This is a genomic window from Nocardiopsis eucommiae, from assembly GCF_965344335.1.
Classification (GTDB): domain Bacteria; phylum Actinomycetota; class Actinomycetes; order Streptosporangiales; family Streptosporangiaceae; genus Nocardiopsis; species Nocardiopsis eucommiae.
The window spans coordinates 39,586-60,066 of record NZ_CBDRIY010000036.1; the positions used below are offsets into that span (position 1 = coordinate 39,586).

General features: G+C 68.9%; 15 protein-coding genes, 5 tRNA genes and 2 CRISPR repeat arrays. Of the genes, 10 read left to right on the plus strand and 10 right to left on the minus strand.

Translation table 11 applies throughout. The features are described from left to right. The first annotated feature begins 284 nt into the window (after positions 1-284). A CRISPR array of direct repeats spans positions 285-1,162; the repeat unit is 30 nt; unit sequence GTCCTCATCGCCCCTACGAGGGGTAGCAAC. Between the two features lie 573 nt (positions 1,163-1,735). The 7 genes from ACRWK8_RS20810 to cas2 are packed head-to-tail and all read left to right on the plus strand — an operon-like array spanning position 1,736 to position 9,477. After that, positions 1,736-2,227 carry a CRISPR-associated endoribonuclease Cas6 gene (locus tag ACRWK8_RS20810; protein WP_431872329.1) on the plus strand — a complete coding sequence of 164 codons (492 nt, stop codon included), beginning with the start codon at positions 1,736-1,738 and terminating at the stop codon, positions 2,225-2,227. Then, entirely contained in the window at positions 2,224-3,645 is a 1,422-nt protein-coding gene (locus tag ACRWK8_RS20815; RefSeq protein WP_431872331.1) for a hypothetical protein, read from the plus strand. The genes ACRWK8_RS20810 and ACRWK8_RS20815 overlap by 4 nt, the downstream gene beginning before the upstream one ends. Next, the gene (gene cas7i / locus ACRWK8_RS20820) at positions 3,642-4,670 is read left to right on the plus strand and encodes a type I-B CRISPR-associated protein Cas7/Cst2/DevR (protein WP_378742800.1); all 1,029 of its coding nucleotides are present in this window, start codon (positions 3,642-3,644) and stop codon (positions 4,668-4,670) included. The genes ACRWK8_RS20815 and cas7i overlap by 4 nt, the downstream gene beginning before the upstream one ends. Next, positions 4,667-7,732, plus strand: a complete 3,066-nt coding sequence (gene cas3, locus ACRWK8_RS20825) for a CRISPR-associated helicase Cas3' (protein WP_431872333.1) — start codon at positions 4,667-4,669, stop codon at positions 7,730-7,732. Before cas7i ends, cas3 begins: the two co-directional genes overlap by 4 nt. Continuing rightward, positions 7,729-8,226, plus strand: a complete 498-nt coding sequence (locus ACRWK8_RS20830; RefSeq protein ID WP_378742796.1) for a CRISPR-associated protein Cas4 — start codon at positions 7,729-7,731, stop codon at positions 8,224-8,226. Before cas3 ends, ACRWK8_RS20830 begins: the two co-directional genes overlap by 4 nt. Further along, entirely contained in the window at positions 8,226-9,206 is a 981-nt protein-coding gene (gene cas1, locus ACRWK8_RS20835) for a CRISPR-associated endonuclease Cas1 (protein WP_431872336.1), read from the plus strand. The genes ACRWK8_RS20830 and cas1 overlap by 1 nt, the downstream gene beginning before the upstream one ends. Positions 9,207-9,213: 7 nt before the next feature. Further along, positions 9,214-9,477, plus strand: a complete 264-nt coding sequence (cas2, locus tag ACRWK8_RS20840; RefSeq protein ID WP_431872338.1) for a CRISPR-associated endonuclease Cas2 — start codon at positions 9,214-9,216, stop codon at positions 9,475-9,477. 131 nt (positions 9,478-9,608) lie between these two features. Continuing rightward, positions 9,609-10,750: direct repeats of the CRISPR family, unit length 30 nt; unit sequence GTCCTCATCGCCCCTACGAGGGGTAGCAAC. Positions 10,751-11,130: 380 nt separating this feature from the next. Here the strand turns inward: cas2 and ACRWK8_RS20845 are convergent. From ACRWK8_RS20845 to ACRWK8_RS20865, 5 genes are all read right to left on the minus strand, one after another. Next, positions 11,131-11,204 (minus strand) — tRNA-Val (locus ACRWK8_RS20845). A 20-nt stretch (positions 11,205-11,224) separates the two neighbouring features. Then, a tRNA-Cys gene (locus tag ACRWK8_RS20850) sits at positions 11,225-11,299 on the minus strand. A 46-nt stretch (positions 11,300-11,345) separates the two neighbouring features. Continuing rightward, positions 11,346-11,418, minus strand: a tRNA-Gly gene (locus ACRWK8_RS20855). A 71-nt stretch (positions 11,419-11,489) separates the two neighbouring features. Then, positions 11,490-11,562 (minus strand) — tRNA-Gly (locus tag ACRWK8_RS20860). A gap of 160 nt (positions 11,563-11,722) precedes the next feature. Then, positions 11,723-12,154 carry a roadblock/LC7 domain-containing protein gene (locus tag ACRWK8_RS20865; protein WP_049567257.1) on the minus strand — a complete coding sequence of 144 codons (432 nt, stop codon included), beginning with the start codon at positions 12,152-12,154 and terminating at the stop codon, positions 11,723-11,725. Between the two features lie 360 nt (positions 12,155-12,514). Between ACRWK8_RS20865 and ACRWK8_RS20870 the strand changes: the two genes are divergently transcribed. Continuing rightward, positions 12,515-13,357, plus strand: coding sequence for an aminotransferase class IV (locus tag ACRWK8_RS20870; protein ID WP_431872340.1), 843 nt, complete (start codon positions 12,515-12,517; stop codon positions 13,355-13,357). Positions 13,358-13,418: 61 nt separating this feature from the next. Here the strand turns inward: ACRWK8_RS20870 and ACRWK8_RS20875 are convergent, their stop codons facing one another. Then, complete coding sequence (locus tag ACRWK8_RS20875) at positions 13,419-13,841, minus strand: SsgA family sporulation/cell division regulator (RefSeq protein ID WP_017546787.1); 423 nt, start codon at positions 13,839-13,841, stop codon at positions 13,419-13,421. A 476-nt stretch (positions 13,842-14,317) separates the two neighbouring features. Between ACRWK8_RS20875 and ACRWK8_RS20880 the strand changes: the two genes are divergently transcribed. Next, positions 14,318-14,391: transfer RNA gene (locus ACRWK8_RS20880), tRNA-Val, on the plus strand. A gap of 149 nt (positions 14,392-14,540) precedes the next feature. On the opposite strand, the gene ACRWK8_RS20885 is transcribed toward ACRWK8_RS20880, so the two are convergent. Next, positions 14,541-14,846, minus strand: a complete 306-nt coding sequence (locus ACRWK8_RS20885) for a PGPGW domain-containing protein (protein ID WP_378742788.1) — start codon at positions 14,844-14,846, stop codon at positions 14,541-14,543. A 557-nt stretch (positions 14,847-15,403) separates the two neighbouring features. Here ACRWK8_RS20885 and thrS point away from each other — a divergent pair. After that, complete coding sequence (thrS, locus tag ACRWK8_RS20890) at positions 15,404-17,380, plus strand: threonine--tRNA ligase (RefSeq protein ID WP_378742786.1); 1,977 nt, start codon at positions 15,404-15,406, stop codon at positions 17,378-17,380. A 92-nt stretch (positions 17,381-17,472) separates the two neighbouring features. On the opposite strand, the gene ACRWK8_RS20895 is transcribed toward thrS, so the two are convergent. From ACRWK8_RS20895 to ACRWK8_RS20905, 3 genes are all read right to left on the minus strand, one after another. Next, positions 17,473-17,634, minus strand: coding sequence for a hypothetical protein (locus tag ACRWK8_RS20895; protein WP_378742784.1), 162 nt, complete (start codon positions 17,632-17,634; stop codon positions 17,473-17,475). Between the two features lie 110 nt (positions 17,635-17,744). Beyond that, on the minus strand, positions 17,745-18,431 hold the full coding sequence (locus ACRWK8_RS20900; protein WP_378742782.1) for a hypothetical protein: 687 nt from the start codon (positions 18,429-18,431) through the stop codon (positions 17,745-17,747). Positions 18,432-18,866: 435 nt separating this feature from the next. Next, positions 18,867-20,402 carry a serine/threonine-protein kinase gene (locus ACRWK8_RS20905; protein WP_431872344.1) on the minus strand — a complete coding sequence of 512 codons (1,536 nt, stop codon included), beginning with the start codon at positions 20,400-20,402 and terminating at the stop codon, positions 18,867-18,869. Between the last annotated feature and the right edge of the window lie 79 nt (positions 20,403-20,481).

Here is a 20,481-nt window from a genome sequence, read left to right on the forward strand (position 1 = left end):
CTGTGTCGCGTAGCGTCACCCGTAGACCATGGCCCTCGCCAGCGGCTGGTTCGTCTCCGGACTCGCCGTGAAGGGGGATGGAGGGGCAAGAGATTCTTGCTACGGAAAGGAAGATCGAGGGCGCGACTAGTGGGTGTCAGTGTGATGGTGTTGGATGGCCAGTGTGATCGAGGACGAAGGTTTTTCAGCGCCACGCCGGGCTCTGCTGCGTTACCTGAGGGTCGCTGAAAAATGCGACTCCAGAGTCTTCGCTGCGGACCTTCGACCTGCGGCTTTACCGTCGGGTCCTCATCGCCCCTACGAGGGGTAGCAACGACTCAGCGTGTACCGGCACCGGGCGTTCGAGGCCGTCCTCATCGCCCCTACGAGGGGTAGCAACATGGCGGCGCGCTGGGCGGGGGTGAGGGTGTGGTCGTCCTCATCGCCCCTACGAGGGGTAGCAACGCCACGATCTGCGCCCGCTTGGCCAGACGGTTCCGGTCCTCATCGCCCCTACGAGGGGTAGCAACAGGCCGTCACCGGGGCGCCGCCGGGGCAGTTCGCGTCCTCATCGCCCCTACGAGGGGTAGCAACACGCTGGCGCCTCCGTGGTCCTCGGCCAGGAGCAGACGTCCTCATCGCCCCTGCGAGGGGTAGCAACGGGTCCACACCAGGCACGGTGAGCACCCCCTCGACGTCCTCATCGCCCCTACGAGGGGTAGCAACGACACCTATGCACGGCCCTGGACCGCGTCGATGGTGGTCCTCATCGCCCCTACGAGGGGTAGCAACATGGCGAAGCCCCGGCCCAGGGCGGCGCCGGTGCGGTCCTCATCGCCCCTACGAGGGGTAGCAACGCAGCAGTGCCGATGTCCTTCGGACGGGTCACGGTGTCCTCATCACTCCTACGAGGGGTAGCAACAGGACGCCGACCACATCGTGGCGGCGTGGAACGCGTCCTCATCACCCCTACGAGGGGTAGCAACGGGTTGGTGGTGGCCAGCAGGCGGGCGCCCTTGACCGTCCTCATCGCCCCTACGAGGGGTAGCAACCCGGGCACCTGACCGACTGGTCATCCACCACCACCTGTCCTTATCGCCCCTACGAGGGGTAGCAACATGTAGACGGCGTCCCCTGAGACCACGTCGTCGATGTCCTTATCGCCCCTACGAGGGGTAGCAACACCGTGTGCAGCGCTACCATCACCCCGGCCTGGGCGTCCCATCACCCCTATGAGGGGTGGCAACGCCGCCAGGCCACGGACCTGGCGGCCGTGCAACACCGTCCTCATTGCCCCGGAGGGGGACGGCTTATGTCGGGTTTCCTTTGAGCATTTTTGAGCCACTCGTTGTCGAACGTGTTTACGGTTCTCGGTGCTCTTACCAGTTCTCCTCATCTGGTGTAACGGAAACGCGTTATTTGGCCTTGGTCGGCCATCTTGCCGATCTGAGGCCTCTTTTGTCGGAGGCGGTTTCTACTGTGAGGCCTTGTCATCTGATGTTGTGTAAGGAGGTCGCCGGTGCGTCTTCGCGTAGCGGTTCACACCAGGGCCCCGTCTCTTGAGTGGAGAGAAGTGCTGCGCCCAGGTCGGGGCCTGGTCTATGAACTGCTCTCCTTCGGAGCGCCGGAGCTCGGAGCCCGGTTGCATGAACGTGGTTGGGGGGAAACCGGCATGGTTCCCTTCGGCCACAGCGCCCCTACCTTCCCGTCCGCCTCCCGGAGACGCGGTCGCTACTCCGCCGGTGGAACGGGAACTGTGGAGTTCACCAGCCCGGTCCCGGAGCTCGTCGAAGGTCTGGCCAAGGGCCTGGCCCGAGAGCACCTGTTGGACTGGGGCGGCACGGCGCTGCGGGTTCAGGGCGTCGATGTCATCGCCCCACCGAACTTCGCCTCCGGTAAGGCAGTGATGCGGACCTCTACCCCTGTGGTGATGAAGGGCTCCGGGCACAACGAGCACGGCGAGCGCACCACGCGCCAGGCCTGGGTACTGCCGACAGAGCCCGAGTTCCCTGCCTACTTCGAAGGGAACCTGCGCCGCAAAGCGCTAACGATCGGTGTCGACCCCGATGTTTCGGTGCAAGCCATCACCTGGGTGGGCCCCAAACGCAGTTTCGCCGTCAGTCAGGGGCACAAACCCGGTGCGGCAATCGAAGCGGAGATCCACGGTGCTCCCGAGACCCTGCAGTGCATTTGGAGTTGGGGACTGGGTCAGGCCAACTCGGCCGGGTTCGGATGGGTGATCGCATGAGCACCACCGCCACCGCGACCGCCACCGGGCTCAGGGTGCACCTGACCGCGCACCCCTTTCAGCGGATCGGCGCCTTCGCCCTGTCCAGCCTCGTACATCGGACCCGAAAGAACCTGAAGCAGCTCACTCACCCGGTGGAGTTGACCGAAGAGGAACTGCGGGCCGCGAACACGAACATGACCCGAGACTTGGCGCGGACCACCGAAATCGCGGACAGCAAAGGTCCTCACGGTTTCTGGCTCGGCGCCAGCTACTTGTTCTGGCCCAACTGCCCGATCAACACCACCAACCGCAAATCCCTCTTGGGGCAAGGGCTCGAAGACAACCTGACTGCTTGGCGGCACCTGCCCGAAAACGACATGGTGGTGGATGCCCGGTGCGTCCTGTGTGATCAGTCGGCCTGTGGGTTCTACGGCAAGGTCGACGTCCCGCTGATGGAGAGCTCTTCCTACCGGAACACCACCATCCCCACGCATGAGGGGATGGCCCTCTGCCGGGGTTGCCTGCTCAGCTTCTACGCCCTGCCCTACGGATGCTCGATCTGGGGCGGGCGCGCCACCGCACTGCACACCTGGGACGACGACCTGCTGTGGGCACTGACCAAGTTCCAGGTCGACCAGACCCGCCGCCACGCCGTCACCGGCGCACCCGCCGGAACCCGCCCCTCCTACGCTCGCCAACTCGTGGCGCTGGGCCGAGTGCGCGGATACGAGGAGCGCGTCACCGACGGCGTGGAGCTCATGGTGTTCACCAACAGCAACAAGGAGCAGGACCTGGCCGTGCACGCCATGGACCAGCCCGCCACCGCGTGGATCAGCGACCTGCCCAAACCGTCCCTTCACTGGTTGGGACGCGCTCACCGGTGGGAAAAGGTCCCCGGCCGCTCCATGCTCGCCCGCAACCTGTTCGACCTCCCCGAGAGGGTCATCCCCACCGTCTCCCACTTCCTACGCGAACGCGCCCTGAGCAAGGGCGGTATCTGCGCCCAGACCCCTCTGCTGTCCGCCACCTGTTCCGACTACGCCACGAAGGTGCTCCAGGTGTCTTCCACCGACATGGACCAGATCGACCAACTCGCCGCACGCATCGCCGCTGTCCTCAACACCGACGACGACAAGGAACTGAAGAAGTTCCTCCAGGCACGCAAGAAGCTCACGACCCTGCGTGCCTGGTTGCAGCGCCAGTCCGTCGACCGGACCCTGCGCACCCAGGAAGCGGCCCCCTTCATCACCCAGCGCCAGTGGCGGCTGCTCTTCGACGCCGAGGACCGGGTCTTCCTCCACCGGGACCTGTTGTTCATCGGGGTCCTCAACCACCTGCACGAACTCAAGCCCTCCTGGCGCGGACACGACCACGACGACGTGAGCACCGACGACCTCATCACCGAAACCGACCTGGAAGCGGAGAACGACGCATGACCTACCTCGTGGGCAAGATCGCCCTGGACATCACCGCCGGCGCCCCCAACAACGGTCGTGGCGAGGACAACATGTCCAAGGTCAAATACCTGACCATCGGCCGCGGCGAACGCGTCCCCTACATCTCCGCCCAGGCCTTCCGCCGCTGGTGGCGTGACTCCCTGCCCCTGGCCGAGAAGCGCTCCCCGGTCACCCGCTCGGGCACCGGCAAGAAGCAGCAGGCCTACACCGACGGGCGCCCGGACCTGTACCTCGACGATGACCTGTTCGGCTACATGGTCGCCACCAAACAGGGCAACTACCAGCGCGACACCGTGCTCGCCACCGGCACCCTGGTGGCGCTGCCAGCCAAGCGCATCGTGGCCGACTTCGGCACGATGAGCCGCGGCTTCCCGGCCGACGCCGACCCGGTCATCCACGAACACGAGCACTACACCGCCGAGATGGCCGCTGACATGTTGGTGGACCTGCCCCGGGTGGGTACGTTCGAACAGGACGGCGGCGGGCTGCGCAAGGCGCTTTCCCCGGCCTCGGCCGATGCAGCGGTCGAGGCCGGTGCCAGCGAGTATGTGCTGCGCGGCGTCGAGTCGTTGCGCCTGCCGATCCAGGAGCGCCGCCGCCGCGCCGCCGTCTTGCTGCGCACCCTGGCCCAGGTTCAGGGCGGGGCCAGCCGGGCCCTCCACTACGGCGACCGGGCCCCCTCCTTCGTACTGTTGGCCCCGCTCAAGGGCGGCAACAACCCCTTCACCCGTGTGCTGGCCGCCGGGCCACAGGGGGCATTCTTCGACACGGTGGTCTTCGCCGAGGAGCTGCGGGCCTGGTCCGATGAGCTGGATGGTCCTGTACACATCGGTTGGGCGCCCGGGTTCCTGGGGGCTCAGCGTGACCAAGCTCGTCAGGACCTGGCCGAGGAGATCACCGCTGGTCGGGTGGTGATCGACCACCCCCGTACCGTGCTGGGGGCGCTGGCCAAGGAGATCGAGGCGGGGCAGCGCGACGCCTGGTTCGAGGACGCGACCGTATGACCAGCGCACTCCAGATCACCATCGACGCTCCGGTGGCTTCGTTTCGCAACCCCCTGTACTCGGGGGTTCAGGTCACTCTGCCCTGCCCGCCGCCGTCCACCGTCGCTGGCCTGCTGGCCGCCGCGGTGGGCGGCTGGGACCGCATGCCCCCCGACGCCCGCTTCGCCATGGCCTTCACGGCCCAGGGCAAGGGCGTGGACCTGGAGACCTTCCACCCTCTGGCCAAAGCGGGCAAGAAGCCCGCCCCCACACCGAAGGACCACGAGTTCCTCGCCCGCACCACCCTCACCCTGTGGGTACTGGACCACCTGGACCTGTGGGAGCGGGCGCTGCGCCGCCCGGTCTGGCCGCTACGGCTGGGCCGCAGCCAGGACCTGGCCTCGGCCCACACCCGTCGCGTCACCCTGCACCCTGGGCAGGGCACCCAGGGCCACGCCCTGCTGCCCGCCGAGGCGTCCACGTCAGGGATGCAGTTGCGGATGCCGCACTCCATCAGCGCTGACCGCTCCCGTATCCAGTGGGGCACCTACCGCTACGCCTCCCAAGGGAGCCGCGCCCACATCGACTCCCCGTGGCACACCAGTGATGGTCAAGCGGTCGTCCCCCTAGCCCCCGTCCACCCCAACGCCGGTTCCAGCAAGCCTGTTGAGCTGGCCCACATCTGGGCCAAGAGCGCCGACAAACGCGCCCAGCCTCCCCAACAGGGGGAGGCGCTGACCACCCATCTGCAAGCCACCACCCGAGCCTTGGACACGCTGCACTCACGCATCGGCCCCCTTCCCGAGACCGACTGCCAGTTCTGGAACCGGGCCAGGCTCGCCTGCCTGTTCCACGACGCGGGCAAGGTCCCCGACGGCTTCCAGACCATGGTGGGCAACCCCCCACCCACACAACCCTGGGGCAAGCGACACGAGATCTACTCCCTTGCCTTCGTCGAACACGTCCTGGCCCATCTCCCCGAAGACGAACGCACCCGGATCGGCCTGGGCGTCGTGACCCACCACCGCCCCCTGGCCGGGGGAGAGGGGTCCATCCGCAACGAAGCTCGCTCCCTGATCTGCCCCGAGGACTTCCACGACCACTTCGCCCCCGTGGACTCCACTTCGGCCAACGCTCTGGCCATCTGGCTGGCCCGGGCCGCCGACGTCCCCGTTCCGCAGGAGGTCACCCCCCAGGAGCTGGCCCAGGCCGGGCACCGATTGTTGAACCGCATCCTCACGCACTGGGAACGCGGGCAGAGCCCTGATGAGGCGGCCGGCCTGAGCGCCCTCCTGCTCCAAGGAGCCATCACCCTGGCCGACCACGTCGCCTCGGCTCACGGCCACCTCCTCACCGACCACCCCTTGACCAGCGTCGACTACCCCACACAGCTGCGCTCGACCTTGAAGGCCAAAGGTGCCCACACCTACGCGCACCAGGAACAGGCGCACACCACGACCACCCACATGGTGCTGCGCGCCCCCACCGGCCAGGGCAAGACCGAAGCCGCTCTGCTGTGGGCCACCACCCACACCCAGCACTCAGGACACGAAACGGGAGGCACACCCCGCCTGTTCTACGCCCTGCCCTACCTGGCCTCCATCAACGCCATGGCCACACGCCTACGTGAGGACCTCGGCCACGATCAGGTCGGCGTCGTCCACTCCCGTGCCGCGAGCTTCTACCTGTCCACCGCCACCTGCGACACCACCCAGGCTGACCGAACCCGAACCGACCGGCAGCACGCCTCGCGCGCGGTGGCTCAGGCCAACGCCAGCCGCCTGTTCCGCGAACTCGTGCGTGTCACCACCCCCTACCAGCTCCTGCGCGGGGCCCTGGGCGGCACCGCGCACTCCTCCACCCTCCTGGACAGCGCCAACTCCACGTTCGTCTTCGACGAACTCCACGCCTACGAGCCCCGCCGCCTCGGCATGATCCTGGCCATGATGGAACTGTGGGTCCGCCTGGGCGGGCGCATCGCCGTTCTGTCCGCGACCCTGCCCGACCGACTCCTGGAGACCATCCGTGCGGCCCTGGGGCCAGACCACAAGGTCCAACTGGTCGAACCCGACAGCGACCACACCTGGCCGCGCCGCCACCGACTGCACCTGCGCGCGGAACACCTCACCGGCCCCGCCAGCATCGAAGAGATCACGAGCTCACTGCGCGCGGGACACAGCGTGGCCGTCATCGCCAACAACGTCGCTGACGCCTGGTACCTGTACGACCAACTCGCGCCGCTCGCCCGAGAACTCCATGGCGAGGACGCGGCCCTCCTCCTGCACTCGCGCTTCAAGACCGGCGACCGCAACCGGATCGAGGAGGCCATCCGAGAGCGGTTCGGCACCCGCACCACACCCCGCCAACCCGGGCTGCTGGTAGCCACCCAGGTCGTCGAGGTGTCCTTGGACGTCGACTTCGACGTCCTGCACACCTCCGCCGCACCCCTGGAAGCACTGCTGCAGCGCTTCGGCCGTGTCAACCGCGTCGCGGCCCTCGAGCACCCGGCGCCGGTCGTCGTCCACCGCCCCCACTACGCCCCCAGAGGCAAGTCCGGCCCCGACTGCGCTGACAAGGTCTACGACGCCGAACCCACCCAGCTGGGCTGGGACATCCTGGTCCGTCACCAGGATGGCGAACTCGACGAGCAGCTGTTCACCGCCTGGCTCGACGACATCTACAACGGCCCCTGGGGCAAGAGGTGGCAGGACCACACCGACGCCTCCCAAGAGCTCTTCCGCGACCAGTTCCTGGCCTTCGACGAGCCACTCAACGACACCACAGTTCTCTCGAAGGCCTTCGACGAGATGTTCGACGGCGTCGAAGGCATCCTCGCCAAGGACCGCAAGGACTACAAAGACGCCCTCCAGAACACCTCCCCCGGAGAGGAACGCGGCACGGGCAAATTGCTGGCCTCCCAGTACCTGATCCCGCTGCCGCACTACGCCCGAGCGTTGGGCACCTGGGACCACACCCTCAACGTCCTGGTCATCGACGCCGAATACGAAGCGGACCGCGGTCTGATCGCCATCCACCCGCCCGGCAACGCGGGCAACACCTACCAGCCCGGGGTGCTCCTGTGATCAGCGCCGAGGACGTCGGCGGCGTCCACGTCAAGTACCTCCACCACTGCCCACGCCAACTCTGGCTGTTCGCCCGCGGCTTCCGCCCCGAGGCCACCAGCGCCACCGTCCAGCTCGGTGAAGCCGTCCACGACACCTCCTACCGCCGAGCCCACCCCGTCGACCTGGGCTCGGCACGCCTGGACGACCTCGACGGGAACCTGTGGGTACACGAGACCAAATCCTCCTCGCGCCCCAGCTCGGCCGACGAGGCCCAGGCCATCCACTACTGCTACCGGCTCCGCCTCGTCGGTGTCGACGCCCAGGGCGCGATCCTGCGCTACCCCAAAACCCGCCGCACCCAACGCATGCCATACGAATCCACCTGGGACGAACGAGCCCGCTCAGACATCGCCCAGGTGCGCACCACCGTCGCCCAACCCCTCTCACCGCCCAGGCTGGCCCGCACCCGATGCCGGGGATGTAGCTACTTCGACTACTGCTGGAGCCAGTGATGCCGACCGCAGCCCGCACCTACTGGCTCACCACGAGCTGTCGCATCCGACGCAAGGACCAGTCCCTGGTCATCGAACGCGAACACGGCGAACACGTACGCATCCCCATCACTGATGTGCGCGACCTGATCGCCTGCAAACCCGTCGACGTCAACACCTCCGTGGTGAGCCTGCTCAACCAGCACCACATCAACGTGCACCTGCTCAGCTACTACGGCGACTACACCGGATCCCTGACCGCCGCTGACACCGCCACCTCCGGAGAAACCGTCATCGCCCAGGTGGCACTAGCCACCGACCCTGAGCGGGCCATACCCATCGCCCGCGACATCGTGCGCGCCACCGCCTTCAACGTGCGCCGCATCATCGACCGGCCCCTGCTCAAAGCCCCCTACACAGTTCTCAAGAGCAAAGCCGGGGACGCACCCGACACTGCCTCGCTCATGGGATTGGAGGGCAACTTCCGTCGCTCGGCCTGGGAAGTTCTGGACACCAAACTCCCTGACTGGCTGCAACTGCACGGACGCAGTCGCCGCCCGCCCAAGAACGCCGGAAACGCCTTCATCAGCTACGCCAACGGCATCGTCTACGCCCGCACCGTGACCGCGCTGCGTCTGACCCCACTCCACAGCGGTATCGCCTTCCTGCACAGGACGATGGAACGCCAACGGCACTCCCTCGCCCTGGACCTGGCTGAGATGTTCAAGCCGATGTTCTCCGAACGTCTGCTGTTGCGCATGGCTACGCGCAACCAGCTCAAACCACACCACTTCGACATCGACTCCAACCAGGCCATGCTCAGTGACACAGGCCGCAAACTGGTCGTTGCCGCGGTCCGCGACGAGTTCGCGACCACCGTCAACCACCGCGAGCTCAAACGACCGGTGGCCTACGACGAACTGCTGTACCTGGAGGCCCTCAAAGTGACCCGGGCCTGTTTGGAAGGCGATACCTACAAGCCCTTCCGGATCTGGTGGTGAAGCACACGTGCACGTCGTGGTCGTTTACGACACCGCTGCCGAACGCAACCCGCAGATCCTGCGGACCTGTCGCTTGTACCTGCACCACGTGCAGCGCAGCGTCTTCGAAGGGCAGTTGAGCCCTGCGCAGATCAAACGCTTCGAGCGTGCCGTCAAGGATGTCATCGATGATGGATACGATCACGTTCTGGTCTACACGTTCCCGCCGGGGGTGGTGCCGCAGCGGCTGGCGTGGGGGATCGCCAAACCCGAGCCGAGTGACATTCTGTGAGAGGGCGATGCTGGTGACGAGGTGTCGGTTTTCAGCGGCGCACCGGCTTCTGCTGCACTACCGGAGGGTCGCTGAAAAAAGTGGCCTTCGGGCTCGCGCTGTGGAGCTTGGACCTGCGGCTTTACTCTCGGGTCCTGATCGCCCCTACGAGGGGTAGCAACATCCGGGCCATCTCTTCCCCGAGGCCGTCTTCCCAGTCCTGATCGCCCCTACGAGGGGTAGCAACCCGGATTCTCCGGCCCTGCGGATGTCCGCCATCAGGTCCTGATCGCCCCTACGAGGGGTAGCAACTGGTGCGGTGGAGCAGGTCCTCCACCGACTCCAGAGTCCTGATCGCCCCTACGAGGGGTAGCAACAGGAGCAGCAGTTCGTCCGCGACCTGCGCCAGCACGTCCTGATCGCCCCTACGAGGGGTAGCAACACAAGGCCGACGTCTTCGACCGCCCCCTGGACGACGTCCTCATCGCCCCTACGAGGGGTAGCAACTTGTTGCGGGCCAACCACAGGAAGGACAGATACAGGTCCTCATCGCCCCTACGAGGGGTAGCAACGGGTCATCCACCGGGGAGAACCCGGCCGCTTCCAGTCCTCATCGCCCCTACGAGGGGTAGCAACGATAGGGGAGTGGACGGTGTGCGAGGACTGCGGGGTCCTCATCGCCCCTACGAGGGGTAGCAACGGTGGGGGCGGCACGCCACAGGCGGGCGGCCGCCATGTCCTCATCGCCCCTACGAGGGGTAGCAACAGCGGGGCACGGACCCGGCCGGGATCGCCTGCCCGGGTCCTCATCGCCCCTACGAGGGGTAGCAACGGGTCGGGGGTGCGGCGTCCGAGTGCTGCGGCGACCAGTCCTCATCGCCCCTACGAGGGGTAGCAACGGGTGCGGGGCGGTGGACTCGGGGACCACGATCCGGGTCCTCATCGCCCCTACGAGGGGTAGCAACCGGGAGTCGGCCCAGATCGCGGCGACCTCTTCCTCGGTCCTCATCGCCCCTACGAGGGGTAGCAACGAGTACTGGCCGTAGTCGACGCGCCCGTCCACCCAGGTCCTCATCGCCCCTACGAGGGGTAGCAACCACTACTCCGGCCCGGGCGTGGCCAGAACCGCGCGTCCTCATCGCCCCTACGAGGGGTAGCAACACCACCAGGCGCGGGCTGTACCCGAGGGCGTTGACCGGTCCTCATCGCCCCTACGAGGGGTAGCAACATGCCGCGTTGGGCCCACGTGTCCCCAACGCGGTGAGTCCTCATCGCCCCTACGAGGGGTAGCAACCGAGCCTGGGCCTGGACGGCCTGGAGCTGCTGGGCGTCCTCATCGCCCCAGTGAGTTGCTTGGTTGCGATCTGCCCTGGCCGAGATGATGAGGTTCACCGACGCGGGGCGGCGTTCGCACCGGACCGGGCTGGCCGAGGCCCCCGAAGTCGCCAGGGCCTCCCGGTCGGGGCACACCATCCCGGGGATGAAGCGCGTCTACGAGCTGGTCACTCTGGAGAGGAAGAAGTGCGAACTCCAAGGTGGCCGTAGAGCGGTGGAGACAGGGCGTGGGCGCTCTCATCGACGGGATCGGTTGTTCGGTGGGGCACCGATGCTGGGTGGGCGCCACCGTGGAAACGACGAAAGCGGGTTCCCGTGGGAACCCGCTTTCGCCTGATGTGGGCGATACAGGACTCGAACCTGTGACCCCTACCGTGTCGAGGTAGTGCTCTAGCCAACTGAGCTAATCGCCCTTATGGAAATGTGGTGCGCGTGGAGCCGGAGACGGGAATCGAACCCGTGTGCAGGGATTTGCAGTCCCTTGCCTCAACCACTCGGCCACTCCGGCATGCAAGCACGGGGAGCCGCGTGGCACCCATGCGTGCCTTACTCCGAGCGGACGACGGGATTCGAACCCGCGACCCTCACCTTGGCAAGGTGATGCTCTACCAGCTGAGCCACGTCCGCGTGTGCCCGGGGTGTTGCCCCGAACCCGATCCGATTGTGCCACCTGGGGAGGCACAAGGCGAATCGTCTCGAGCGGACGACGGGATTCGAACCCGCGACCCTCACCTTGGCAAGGTGATGCTCTACCAGCTGAGCCACGTCCGCGCGGCGAGTGTGTCGGCGGGCCTCCGGGGCTTCCCGGTGCCGCGTCCCTCGCTGCGTTAGGAACTCTAGCGGAAGTTCCGGGGAAGTGCGAAATCGTCTTCCCCAGGGGCTTTCGCGCCCTGCCGTGGCAGGCCGGACCGGCCCGCCCCGGCGGCAGGAGCTACTTCTCCACGTGTGCGGGGGAGGACGGCATGTCGGGGCGCGGAGGGGCGGACAGGTACTGGCCGACCCGCTCGATCACCTTGTTCATCTCGTAGGCGATCAGGCCCACGTCGCTGTCGGCGTCGGACATCAGGGCCATGCAGGCGCCCTCGCCCGCGGCGGCCACGAAGAGGAAGGCCCGGTCCATCTCGATGATGCTCTGGCGGATGTTCCCGGCGGAGAACTGCTTGCTGGCCCCTCCCGCGAGACTGTGCAGCCCGGAGGCGATCGCCGAGAGGTGTTCGGCGGCGGGCCGGTCGAGCCCGCTGGAGGTGGCCATGAGGAGCCCGTCCGTGGACAGGACGATGGCGTGTTGGGTGCCCGAGGCGCGGGTGAGGAGGTCGTCCAGCAGCCAGCTGAGTTCGCCGCGGGCGGTGCTCGGTGGGGTCATGTCTCTCTTCGCTGTGTCTGGTGCGGTCGTGGGCGAGGGGGCACGCGTGTACCGGCAGGGGAGGACGCTGCCACCGGTCCCGCATAAGCGTTGCCCAGATGATAGTCATTCGTAACTTATCTGTCCGGCACAAGCCATCGTTTCCGGGTGGTCCACCGCCCCGAAACGGGGGCTGTGACCTGCGTTGACACCCTGCCAAAACCCGTCGCGCCACCGGACCGGCGGCCGGTGCCGGACAGAGGCCTTGTCAGGCCCCTCCCCGGGGGGTAGGGCATCGCCCGGCGGGACGGGGCGCGGAAGTGGCAGGATTCGGGGTGTCACCGGCCCGACCAGGGGCCCAGAGAACGTGTGGGGGTTGGTATGAGGGTGTGGATCGCGGGTGCCGGTCACGGTCGCGGCGCCGTGCTGGACGAGAGGGACGCACTGATCCCCGTGGCCGACCACGGGATCACCGTCGGAGACGGCGTCTTCGAGACGGTGCGCGCGCAGAACGGGCGGCCGTTCGCGCTCACCCGCCACCTGAAGCGGCTGGCCCGTTCCGCTCGGGGGCTGGGCATGGACGAGCCGGACCTGGAGCTGATCGCGGACGGCGTCGCCCGGGCGGTGGCCGCCAACCCCGAGATGACCGACGCCCGGGTGCGCATCACCGTCACCGACGGGGTCGGGCCACTGGGATCGGACCGGGGTCAGGGCGAGCAGACCGCCATCGTGGCGCTGGGCCCCTTCCCCGGGATCGCCCCCTCGACGAAGGTGGCCCTGGCCCCCTGGCCCCGCAACGAGTTCGGCGCGCTCGCCGGGCTGAAGACCACGTCCTACGCGGACAACGTGCGCGCGCTCGCGTACGCGCGGGAACGGGGTGCGAGCGAGGCGGTCTTCCGCAACATCGCGGGCAACCTGTGCGAGGGCACCGGCAGCAACGTCTTCGTGGTGCTCGACGACCGGCTGGTCACCCCGCCGCTCTCGGCCGGTCCGCTGGCGGGCATCACCCGTGAACTCGTCCTGGAGTGGTTCGGCGGGGACGAGGAGGACGTCCCTATGGAGCGGCTCCCCGAGATCTCCGAGGCCTTCCTGACCTCCACCGGCCGTGACGTCCAGGCGATCCTCGACATCGACGGACGCCAGGTGTCGGCGGAGCCGGGGCCGGTCACGAGGAAGGCGATGGCGGTGTTCGCGGAGCGCTCCGCGGCCGACATCGACCCGTGACGGCATGACGGAGGACGGCGCCCCGGCGCCGTCCTCTTCGTTCCCGACCCCTGGGTGCTCCCTAGGAGTGGAGGTGCTGCTGGATCTCCTCGTCGAGGTCCACGAACTGGCCCTCCTGGCCCGCCGGGACGATCTCGTAGGTGCGGTGGAGGAACTCCGCCAGCGGTGAGACCTGGGTGTCGAACTCGGCCTGGCCGAAGGGCGAGGACAGCGCGATGCTGACCGAGCGGTCGCCGCTCTCGTCCTTGGAGGGCCACACGCGGACGTCGCCCTCACCGACGGGGCGGACGATGCCCACGGTGAGGAGCTCGCGCGCGAAGATCCACTCGACGGGGTTGTCCTCGCCGGTGTGGAACGCGACGCGGATCGCGTACGGGTCGTCAGCGCTGTAGTCGAGTCGCGCGACCAGGGGAACCGCGGTGCGCTCCGGGACCACGAGTCGCAGGCCCAGCTCGGCGGTGGCAGTGGTGTCGCTACTGTTCATGTTCGCCAAACCTTTTCTCGTCCGGCCCAGAGTCCTGGGGCGCGGGCCGGTTGCCGCCTCACTCGCTCCTACGCGGCTGTCCGCGGACTATGACGTGAGTACGGGAACTTTCTTGGTCGGTGGGACCGGAGATCTCGCTGCCCGCCCAGCGGGGCCAGCGCGCCGCCTGGCGGCACCACGATCCTTCGTCACTGTAATGACCAGGGGAAACCAAAGATTTCCCCATGATGAGTGGCCCGTGTCACGCGGAGGTCGATCCGCGGTCACGAAGGGAGGGGCCACGGGGGCGGGAACTCCTACTCATTGCGGGGATCATGGCTGACCGGGGAGCCTCGTGGGAACCCGTTGACCAGCATATGTGACCTCGATCACGTGACTTCGTGCCCGCTGGGCGGGTTTGTGTGCGTCGAACACTCCCGGAGATGCGCTAGAGTTTTTCTTGTCAGGCCGACGAGGCCGGACAGAGCGGCACACAGGGGCGATTAGCTCAGTTGGCTAGAGCGCATCGTTCACACCGATGAGGTCACTGGTTCGAGTCCAGTATCGCCCACAGTGCGGAGGGGCCCGGTTCGTATCACACGAACCGGGCCCCTCTTTTTTTGTTTTGGTCGGGTCAAGCTCGGGCAACGTGCGCGTATGCGTCCCCGTGCGGGTTTCGGAGGTGGTGTGGTCCCGGAAAGGTCCGCACCCATTCGGGGGTCAGTCCGGGGGAGCGGCGCGTCCACGGCGCGCGGCCCTGGCGGCCCTGCGCTCGCGGCGGCGCTCCAGGAGCTGTTCCCTGGTCCTCAGCGCCCACCTCTCGCCCCGGCGGGTCCACACCCGGGCGGGCCTCAGCAGCCGGTGCGCCCAGCGGAACTCGGTGCTGAGGATCAGGAGTCCGAGGAGGATCGAGGCGATCCCGGGCCCGGGGACGACCAACATGACGACCCCGGCCAGGATGACGACGGTGCCCACGGTTCCGACCAGGACGCGCCACGGGAGGTGCAGGGCCGGGTGGGTGTGCATGCGTCTGCGGAACAGGCGGAGCCGTGCGCGCAGGCGCCTCCACCGTCGTACACGGGCATGGCGAGTGGGGGATGTCTCCGGGGCCGGTGGCCCGCTCGGTGGGCTCGGTGACATGCGCTCACAGTATTCGGTCGATGCGACTGGTGCTTTCGGGTCGGGCTGGGTCGTCGTGATCGGATGTCTGCTGATTCTCACCGATCTCGCGGGTCGGATCAATGGTTCCTCCGACGGCTGTGGAGAAACCCCGGAAAACGTGATGATCCATGACAGAACCTTCCGGTGTGCACGGGTTCGTCCTCGTCAGAGGGTGGGTCGGCGGTCTCTTCGCCTCTGCGCCCACGACCAGTCGTGCGGCCGAATTCCACGACCGAATCACGACTGTTTCGCCCCTGGGCGTTGTTTCCGGCGCACCCGTCGGATCGGCCGGGCCCCTGTGGACAACCAGAAGCACCCCCCTCCCGGAGCCGATAGCATCGGGGGTGCGAAACACCTGCGTCCGCGCACCCACGCGGGCGGGTTCGCGTCCACGACATCGACGTAAATCCCTAGGAGTCACCGTGTCCGCCGCGTCTGAGCTGCACATCACCCTCGCCGGAACCCCGCGTGCGGTGGCGGCCACGACCACCGCGGGCCAGGCGCTGGAGGCGGACGGCAGGACCGTGATCGCCGCCCTGGTCAACGGTGAGCCCCGCGACCTCGCCCGGGAGCTCTCCGACGGCGACGTCGTCGAGCCGATCGCGATCGACTCCGAGGAGGGGCGGGCGATCCTGCGCCACTCCACCGCGCACGTCCTCGCCCAGGCCGTCCAGGAGCTCTTCCCGGAGGCCAAGCTCGGCATCGGCCCGCCCGTCGAGAACGGCTTCTACTACGACTTCGACGTCGCCGAGCCCTTCACCCCCGCCGATCTCAAGAGCATCGAGAAGAAGATGCAGCAGATCATCAAGCAGGGGCAGCGGTTCGACCGCCGCGCCGTCTCCGACGACGACGCCCGCGCCGAACTGGCCACCGAGCCGTACAAGCTGGAGCTGATCGGTCTCAAGGGCGGCGCGGCCGAGGCCGCCGAGGGCGCGTCCGCCGAGGTCGGCGCCGGTGAGCTCACGATCTACGACAACGTCCACCCGCGCACCGGCGAGCTGTGCTGGAAGGACCTGTGCCGTGGGCCGCACATCCCCACCACCAAGGTGATCCCGGCCTTCAAGCTCATGCGCACCGCCGCCGCCTACTGGCGCGGCAAGGAGACCAACCCGCAGCTCCAGCGCGTCTACGGCACCGCCTGGGAGACCAAGGACCGGCTCAAGGAGTACCTGGCCTTCCTGGAGGAGGCCGAGAAGCGGGACCACCGCAAGCTCGGCTCCGAGCTCGACCTCTTCTCCATCCCGGACGAGATCGGCTCCGGCCTGGCCGTCTTCCACCCCCGTGGCGGCATCATCCGCCGGGTGATGGAGGACTACTCCCGCAAGCGCCACGAGGAGAGCGGGTACGAGTTCGTCTACTCGCCGCACGCCACCAAGAGCGCCCTGTTCGAGAAGTCGGGCCACCTGGACTGGTACGCGGAGGGCATGTACCCCCCCATGCAGCTCGACGGCGGTCAGGACTACTACCTGAAGCCGATGAACTGCCCGATGCACAACCTGATCTTCGACGCGCGCGGGCGTTCCTACCGCGAGCTGCCGCTGCGCATGTTCGAGTTCGGCACGGTGTACCGGTACGAGAAGTCCGGTGTGGTGCACGGCCTGACCCGGGCCCGGGGCTTCACCCAGGACGACGCGCACATCTACTGCACCCGTGAGCAGATGGCGGACGAGCTCGACTCGCTGCTCACCTTCGTGCTGGAGCTCCTGCGCGACTACGGCCTGGAGGACTTCTACCTGGAGCTGTCCACCAAGGACCCGGAGAAGTACGTCGGTGACGACGCCAGCTGGGAGGAGGCCACCGACACCCTGCGTCAGGCCGCCGAGAAGCAGGGGCTCGAACTGGTCCTGGACCCGGGCGGCGCCGCCTTCTACGGCCCCAAGATCTCCGTGCAGGCCAGGGACGCCATCGGCCGCACCTGGCAGATGTCCACCATCCAGCTGGACTTCAACCTGCCCGAGCGCTTCGACCTGGAGTACACCGCCGCCGACGGTTCCCGTCAGCGCCCGGTGATGATCCACCGCGCCCTGTTCGGCTCCATCGAGCGGTTCTTCGCCGTCCTGCTGGAGCACTACGCCGGAGCGTTCCCCGCGTGGCTGGCCCCGGTGCAGGCGGTGGGCATCCCCATCGCGGACGAGCACGTCCCCTACCTCCAGGAGGTCGCCGCCAAGCTGCGCGCGGAGGGGATCCGGGTCGAGGTCGACGCCAGTGACGACCGGATGCAGAAGAAGATCCGCAACGCCCAGAAGCAGAAGGTCCCCTTCATGCTGCTGGCCGGTGACGAGGACATCAGCAAGGAAGCGGTCTCCTTCCGCTACCGCGACGGCTCCCAGAACAACGGTGTGCCCGTGGACGAGGCGGTGGCGGAGATCGTCGCCGCCGTCCGCGAGCGCCGCCCGTAGGGGCCGCGCCAGGGCGTGCGCGCCCCGAGGACGAGAGGAGCGCCCGTCCCCCGTGTGGGGGCGGGCGCTCCGTCGTGGCGGGGAGGGGTCGGTCAGTCGCGCTCACGCGGGCTCTTCGCGTCCTTCGGCCCGTCCTTGAAGAGGTCCTCACGGGAGATCTGCGCGGTGGCGTCGGGGTCCGGGGTGGTCTCCTCCTCGTCGTCGCGGAACAGGTCCGCGCGCGAGATGCGGTGCGTGGCGTTGGGGTCGCTCATGGGGTACTGCTCCTTGTGCGTTGGGGTACGCCGGATTTTATCGGCCCCTTCCGACACCGACGCACCCTCGGGGGCGGCGCACACGGCCGGGCCGGGGCGCGTGGTGCGGTTCAGGAGCCGGCGGTGTCGCGCGCCCAGGCCCGGGCGGGGACCCGGCTCACCAGATCGATCAGGTAGTCCGCCGCCGCGAGGGCACGGTCGGGGTCCAGGCGCAGGGTCGCCCAGGTCAGGGCGTGGCCGCCGGTGAAGCGCACCGGGAAGGAACGCGACCGGCAGTCGGACAGCAGCCAGGAGACGGTGTCGTGGTCCAGGACCGCCTCCCGGAAGCGGTCGTCGGAGCCGACGGTGCGGAAGGCCTCCGCGAACGCCGCGCGGACCTCCTCCGGGCCGCCGCTGGCGTCGAGGGAGACGGTGCGGGCCAGGTCGCGTCGTCGGATCTCCAGGTCGGCGCCGGGACCCGGGGTGTGCACGGCCACGACGCGGTGGGTGTGCCGGGGGCTCCCGGCGCCTCGCCGCGCGTTCGAATCGGCGTGGGTGAGCTCGAACATGGTGACCAGGTGGGTGCCGCGCCGACCGGTGAGCACGTGTCGCACGCGCGGGTCGCGGCCGTGCAGGGCGGCCGGGAGGATCGCCTCCTCCAGGGGACGCGGATGGTGCTCGGTGTAGTGCCATCCGTGTCCGCGGGCCCACCCCTGGAGCTCGGTGACCCGTTCCTTGCGAAAGTGCGCGGCCACCGTGATGGCCCCGGCCGACACCACGACGGCGACCAGGGCGATCAGGGAGAGTGCGCCTTCCATCCGGTGTCTCCTCCGGTGGGGAAAAGGTGAGGGACCGGGGGACCCGAGGCGGGCCCGCCGTGGCGGGCCGGGTCTCCGCGAGCCCGAGGTTCAGGGGCCCGCACCGGCCGTCTGGCTCCATTCTGTGCCGATGGACGGCCCTTGTCACCCCTTGGGCCGGTACTCCCGTCCGCTCGGATCCGCGCACGCTCCGTGACCGAGGCTTCCCGGTGTCCCGGAGCCACCACGGGCGGGACCTCCGGGGCCGGGGCCGCGTACGGCCCGAACGCACGGAAACACGGTCGGGACGGGTGCCGGGAGCGGCCCCGCAGGCCCCGGGGGTGCGCCGCGACCCTCACGGCCCCGCACCCTCCCGGGCGCGTGGGCGAAGGCGTGTCCGGAACCGGCCAGCGGGTTCTCCGGAGAACCAGGTTCCGGCGGCGGCCGCCACGGAGCTCAGGTGCACCGTGCGTAGTCGACGGAGAACTCCGCGTCGGACACGCTGTAGCAGACCCCGACCGACGGGGCCTCGTCCACCTCCCCGCCTCGATCGCTCCCGTGGACGACGAGGAGGCCGGTCGCCGGGGCGCCCTCGAAGCCCACGGAGAAGCGGACACCCGCGTCGTCGGCCCCCTCGGTTCGGACACGGCTGGGGGAGTACTCCCCGCCCTCGGTGAGGACGCTGAACCGTTCCTCGGAGATCCCGTACGCGTCCCCGGCCTCCGGGGCGACGACCTCGCCGTGGAGGACCAGTGCGCCGGAAGGGGAGCGCTCGGGGGGCGAGACCCGGATGATTGAGCCTCCGGGAGCCCCCAGGGTGAACTCGGCCCGGTGGCTCCGCCCGCCGGGGCCGCCGCTCCCGAGCACCACCACGCTGCGGCGTCCGGCGCCGGTCGCCGTGTCGGTCGCTTCCGGAGGGGGCCAGTCGCCAGCCCGGGGCGCCACGTCTCCGGCACCGCCCACCCCGGACATACCGATCCGCTCGGGTTCCGCTCCGCCGTGCCGCACGCCCACGACCGCGCCCGCCGTGACGACCACGGCCACCGTCAGGGCGGCGGCACCCCGGCGCAGGACCCGGCGGTGCCGTGGCGCGCCGCCGACCACGGGACCGGGGGAGGAGCACCCGTTACGCGTGACCCGGAGGGCCACCGCCCCCGCGGCCGGCAGTCCGCGCCCGTCGCCCAGGGCACGCAGGATCTCGTGCGGGGCGGGCCGGTACCCCGGGAGGGGGCTCACGGACGCGCGCACCAGTGACAGCAGTTCCGGGGGCACGCCGTCCAGGGCGGCCTCACCGCGCAACACCCGCCGCACGGCGGTCTCGGAGCTCCCCGGTCCGAAGGGGTTGCGGCCGGTCGCCGCGTAGGCGGTCAGCTGGCCCCAGGCGAACACGTCCGAGGCGGCCGTGGCGGGCGCGCCCCGGAAGCGTTCGGGGGCGATCCAGCCCGGGGTTCCCATCACCCCCGCGAGCCCGGGGTGGGCGGTGCCGTCCAGGGTGCGGGCGATACCGAAGTCCAGGACCCTCGGACCGTCGGGGGAGAGGATGACGTTGCTCGGCTTGAGGTCGCGGTGGACGATCCCGGCGGCGTGGATGTCGGCCAGGGCGGAGGCCATCCCGGCGGCGAGCCCGGTCAGGGCGGCGCCGCGCAGGGGACCGACCCGCTCCACCTGTTCCCTGAGCGTGGGTCCGTCCACGTACGCGGTGGCCAGCCAGGGGACCTCCGCCTGGGGATCGGCGCCCGCGAAGGCGGGGACGAACGGGCTGCGGACCCGGCTCAGAGTGGCGACCTCCCTGGCGAACCGCGACCGGAACTCGGGTTCGTCCGCCAACTCGGGGTGCACGGCCTTGACCGCGACGGGGGAACCGAACCGGGGACGCGCGAGGTAGACGGTGCCCATCCCCCCGGACCCCAGCCGTCCGACCAGGCGGTGCGGGCCCAGGCGCGCGGGGTCGTGCGCGCCCAGGGGCCGCACGACCGGGCCGGGCCTACCCATCCCGCGCCTCACGCCCGAGGACACGGGCCCGGCGGCCCCCGGCGGTGGGGGGCGGCGGGGCCGGCCCGGAAGGCGGGGA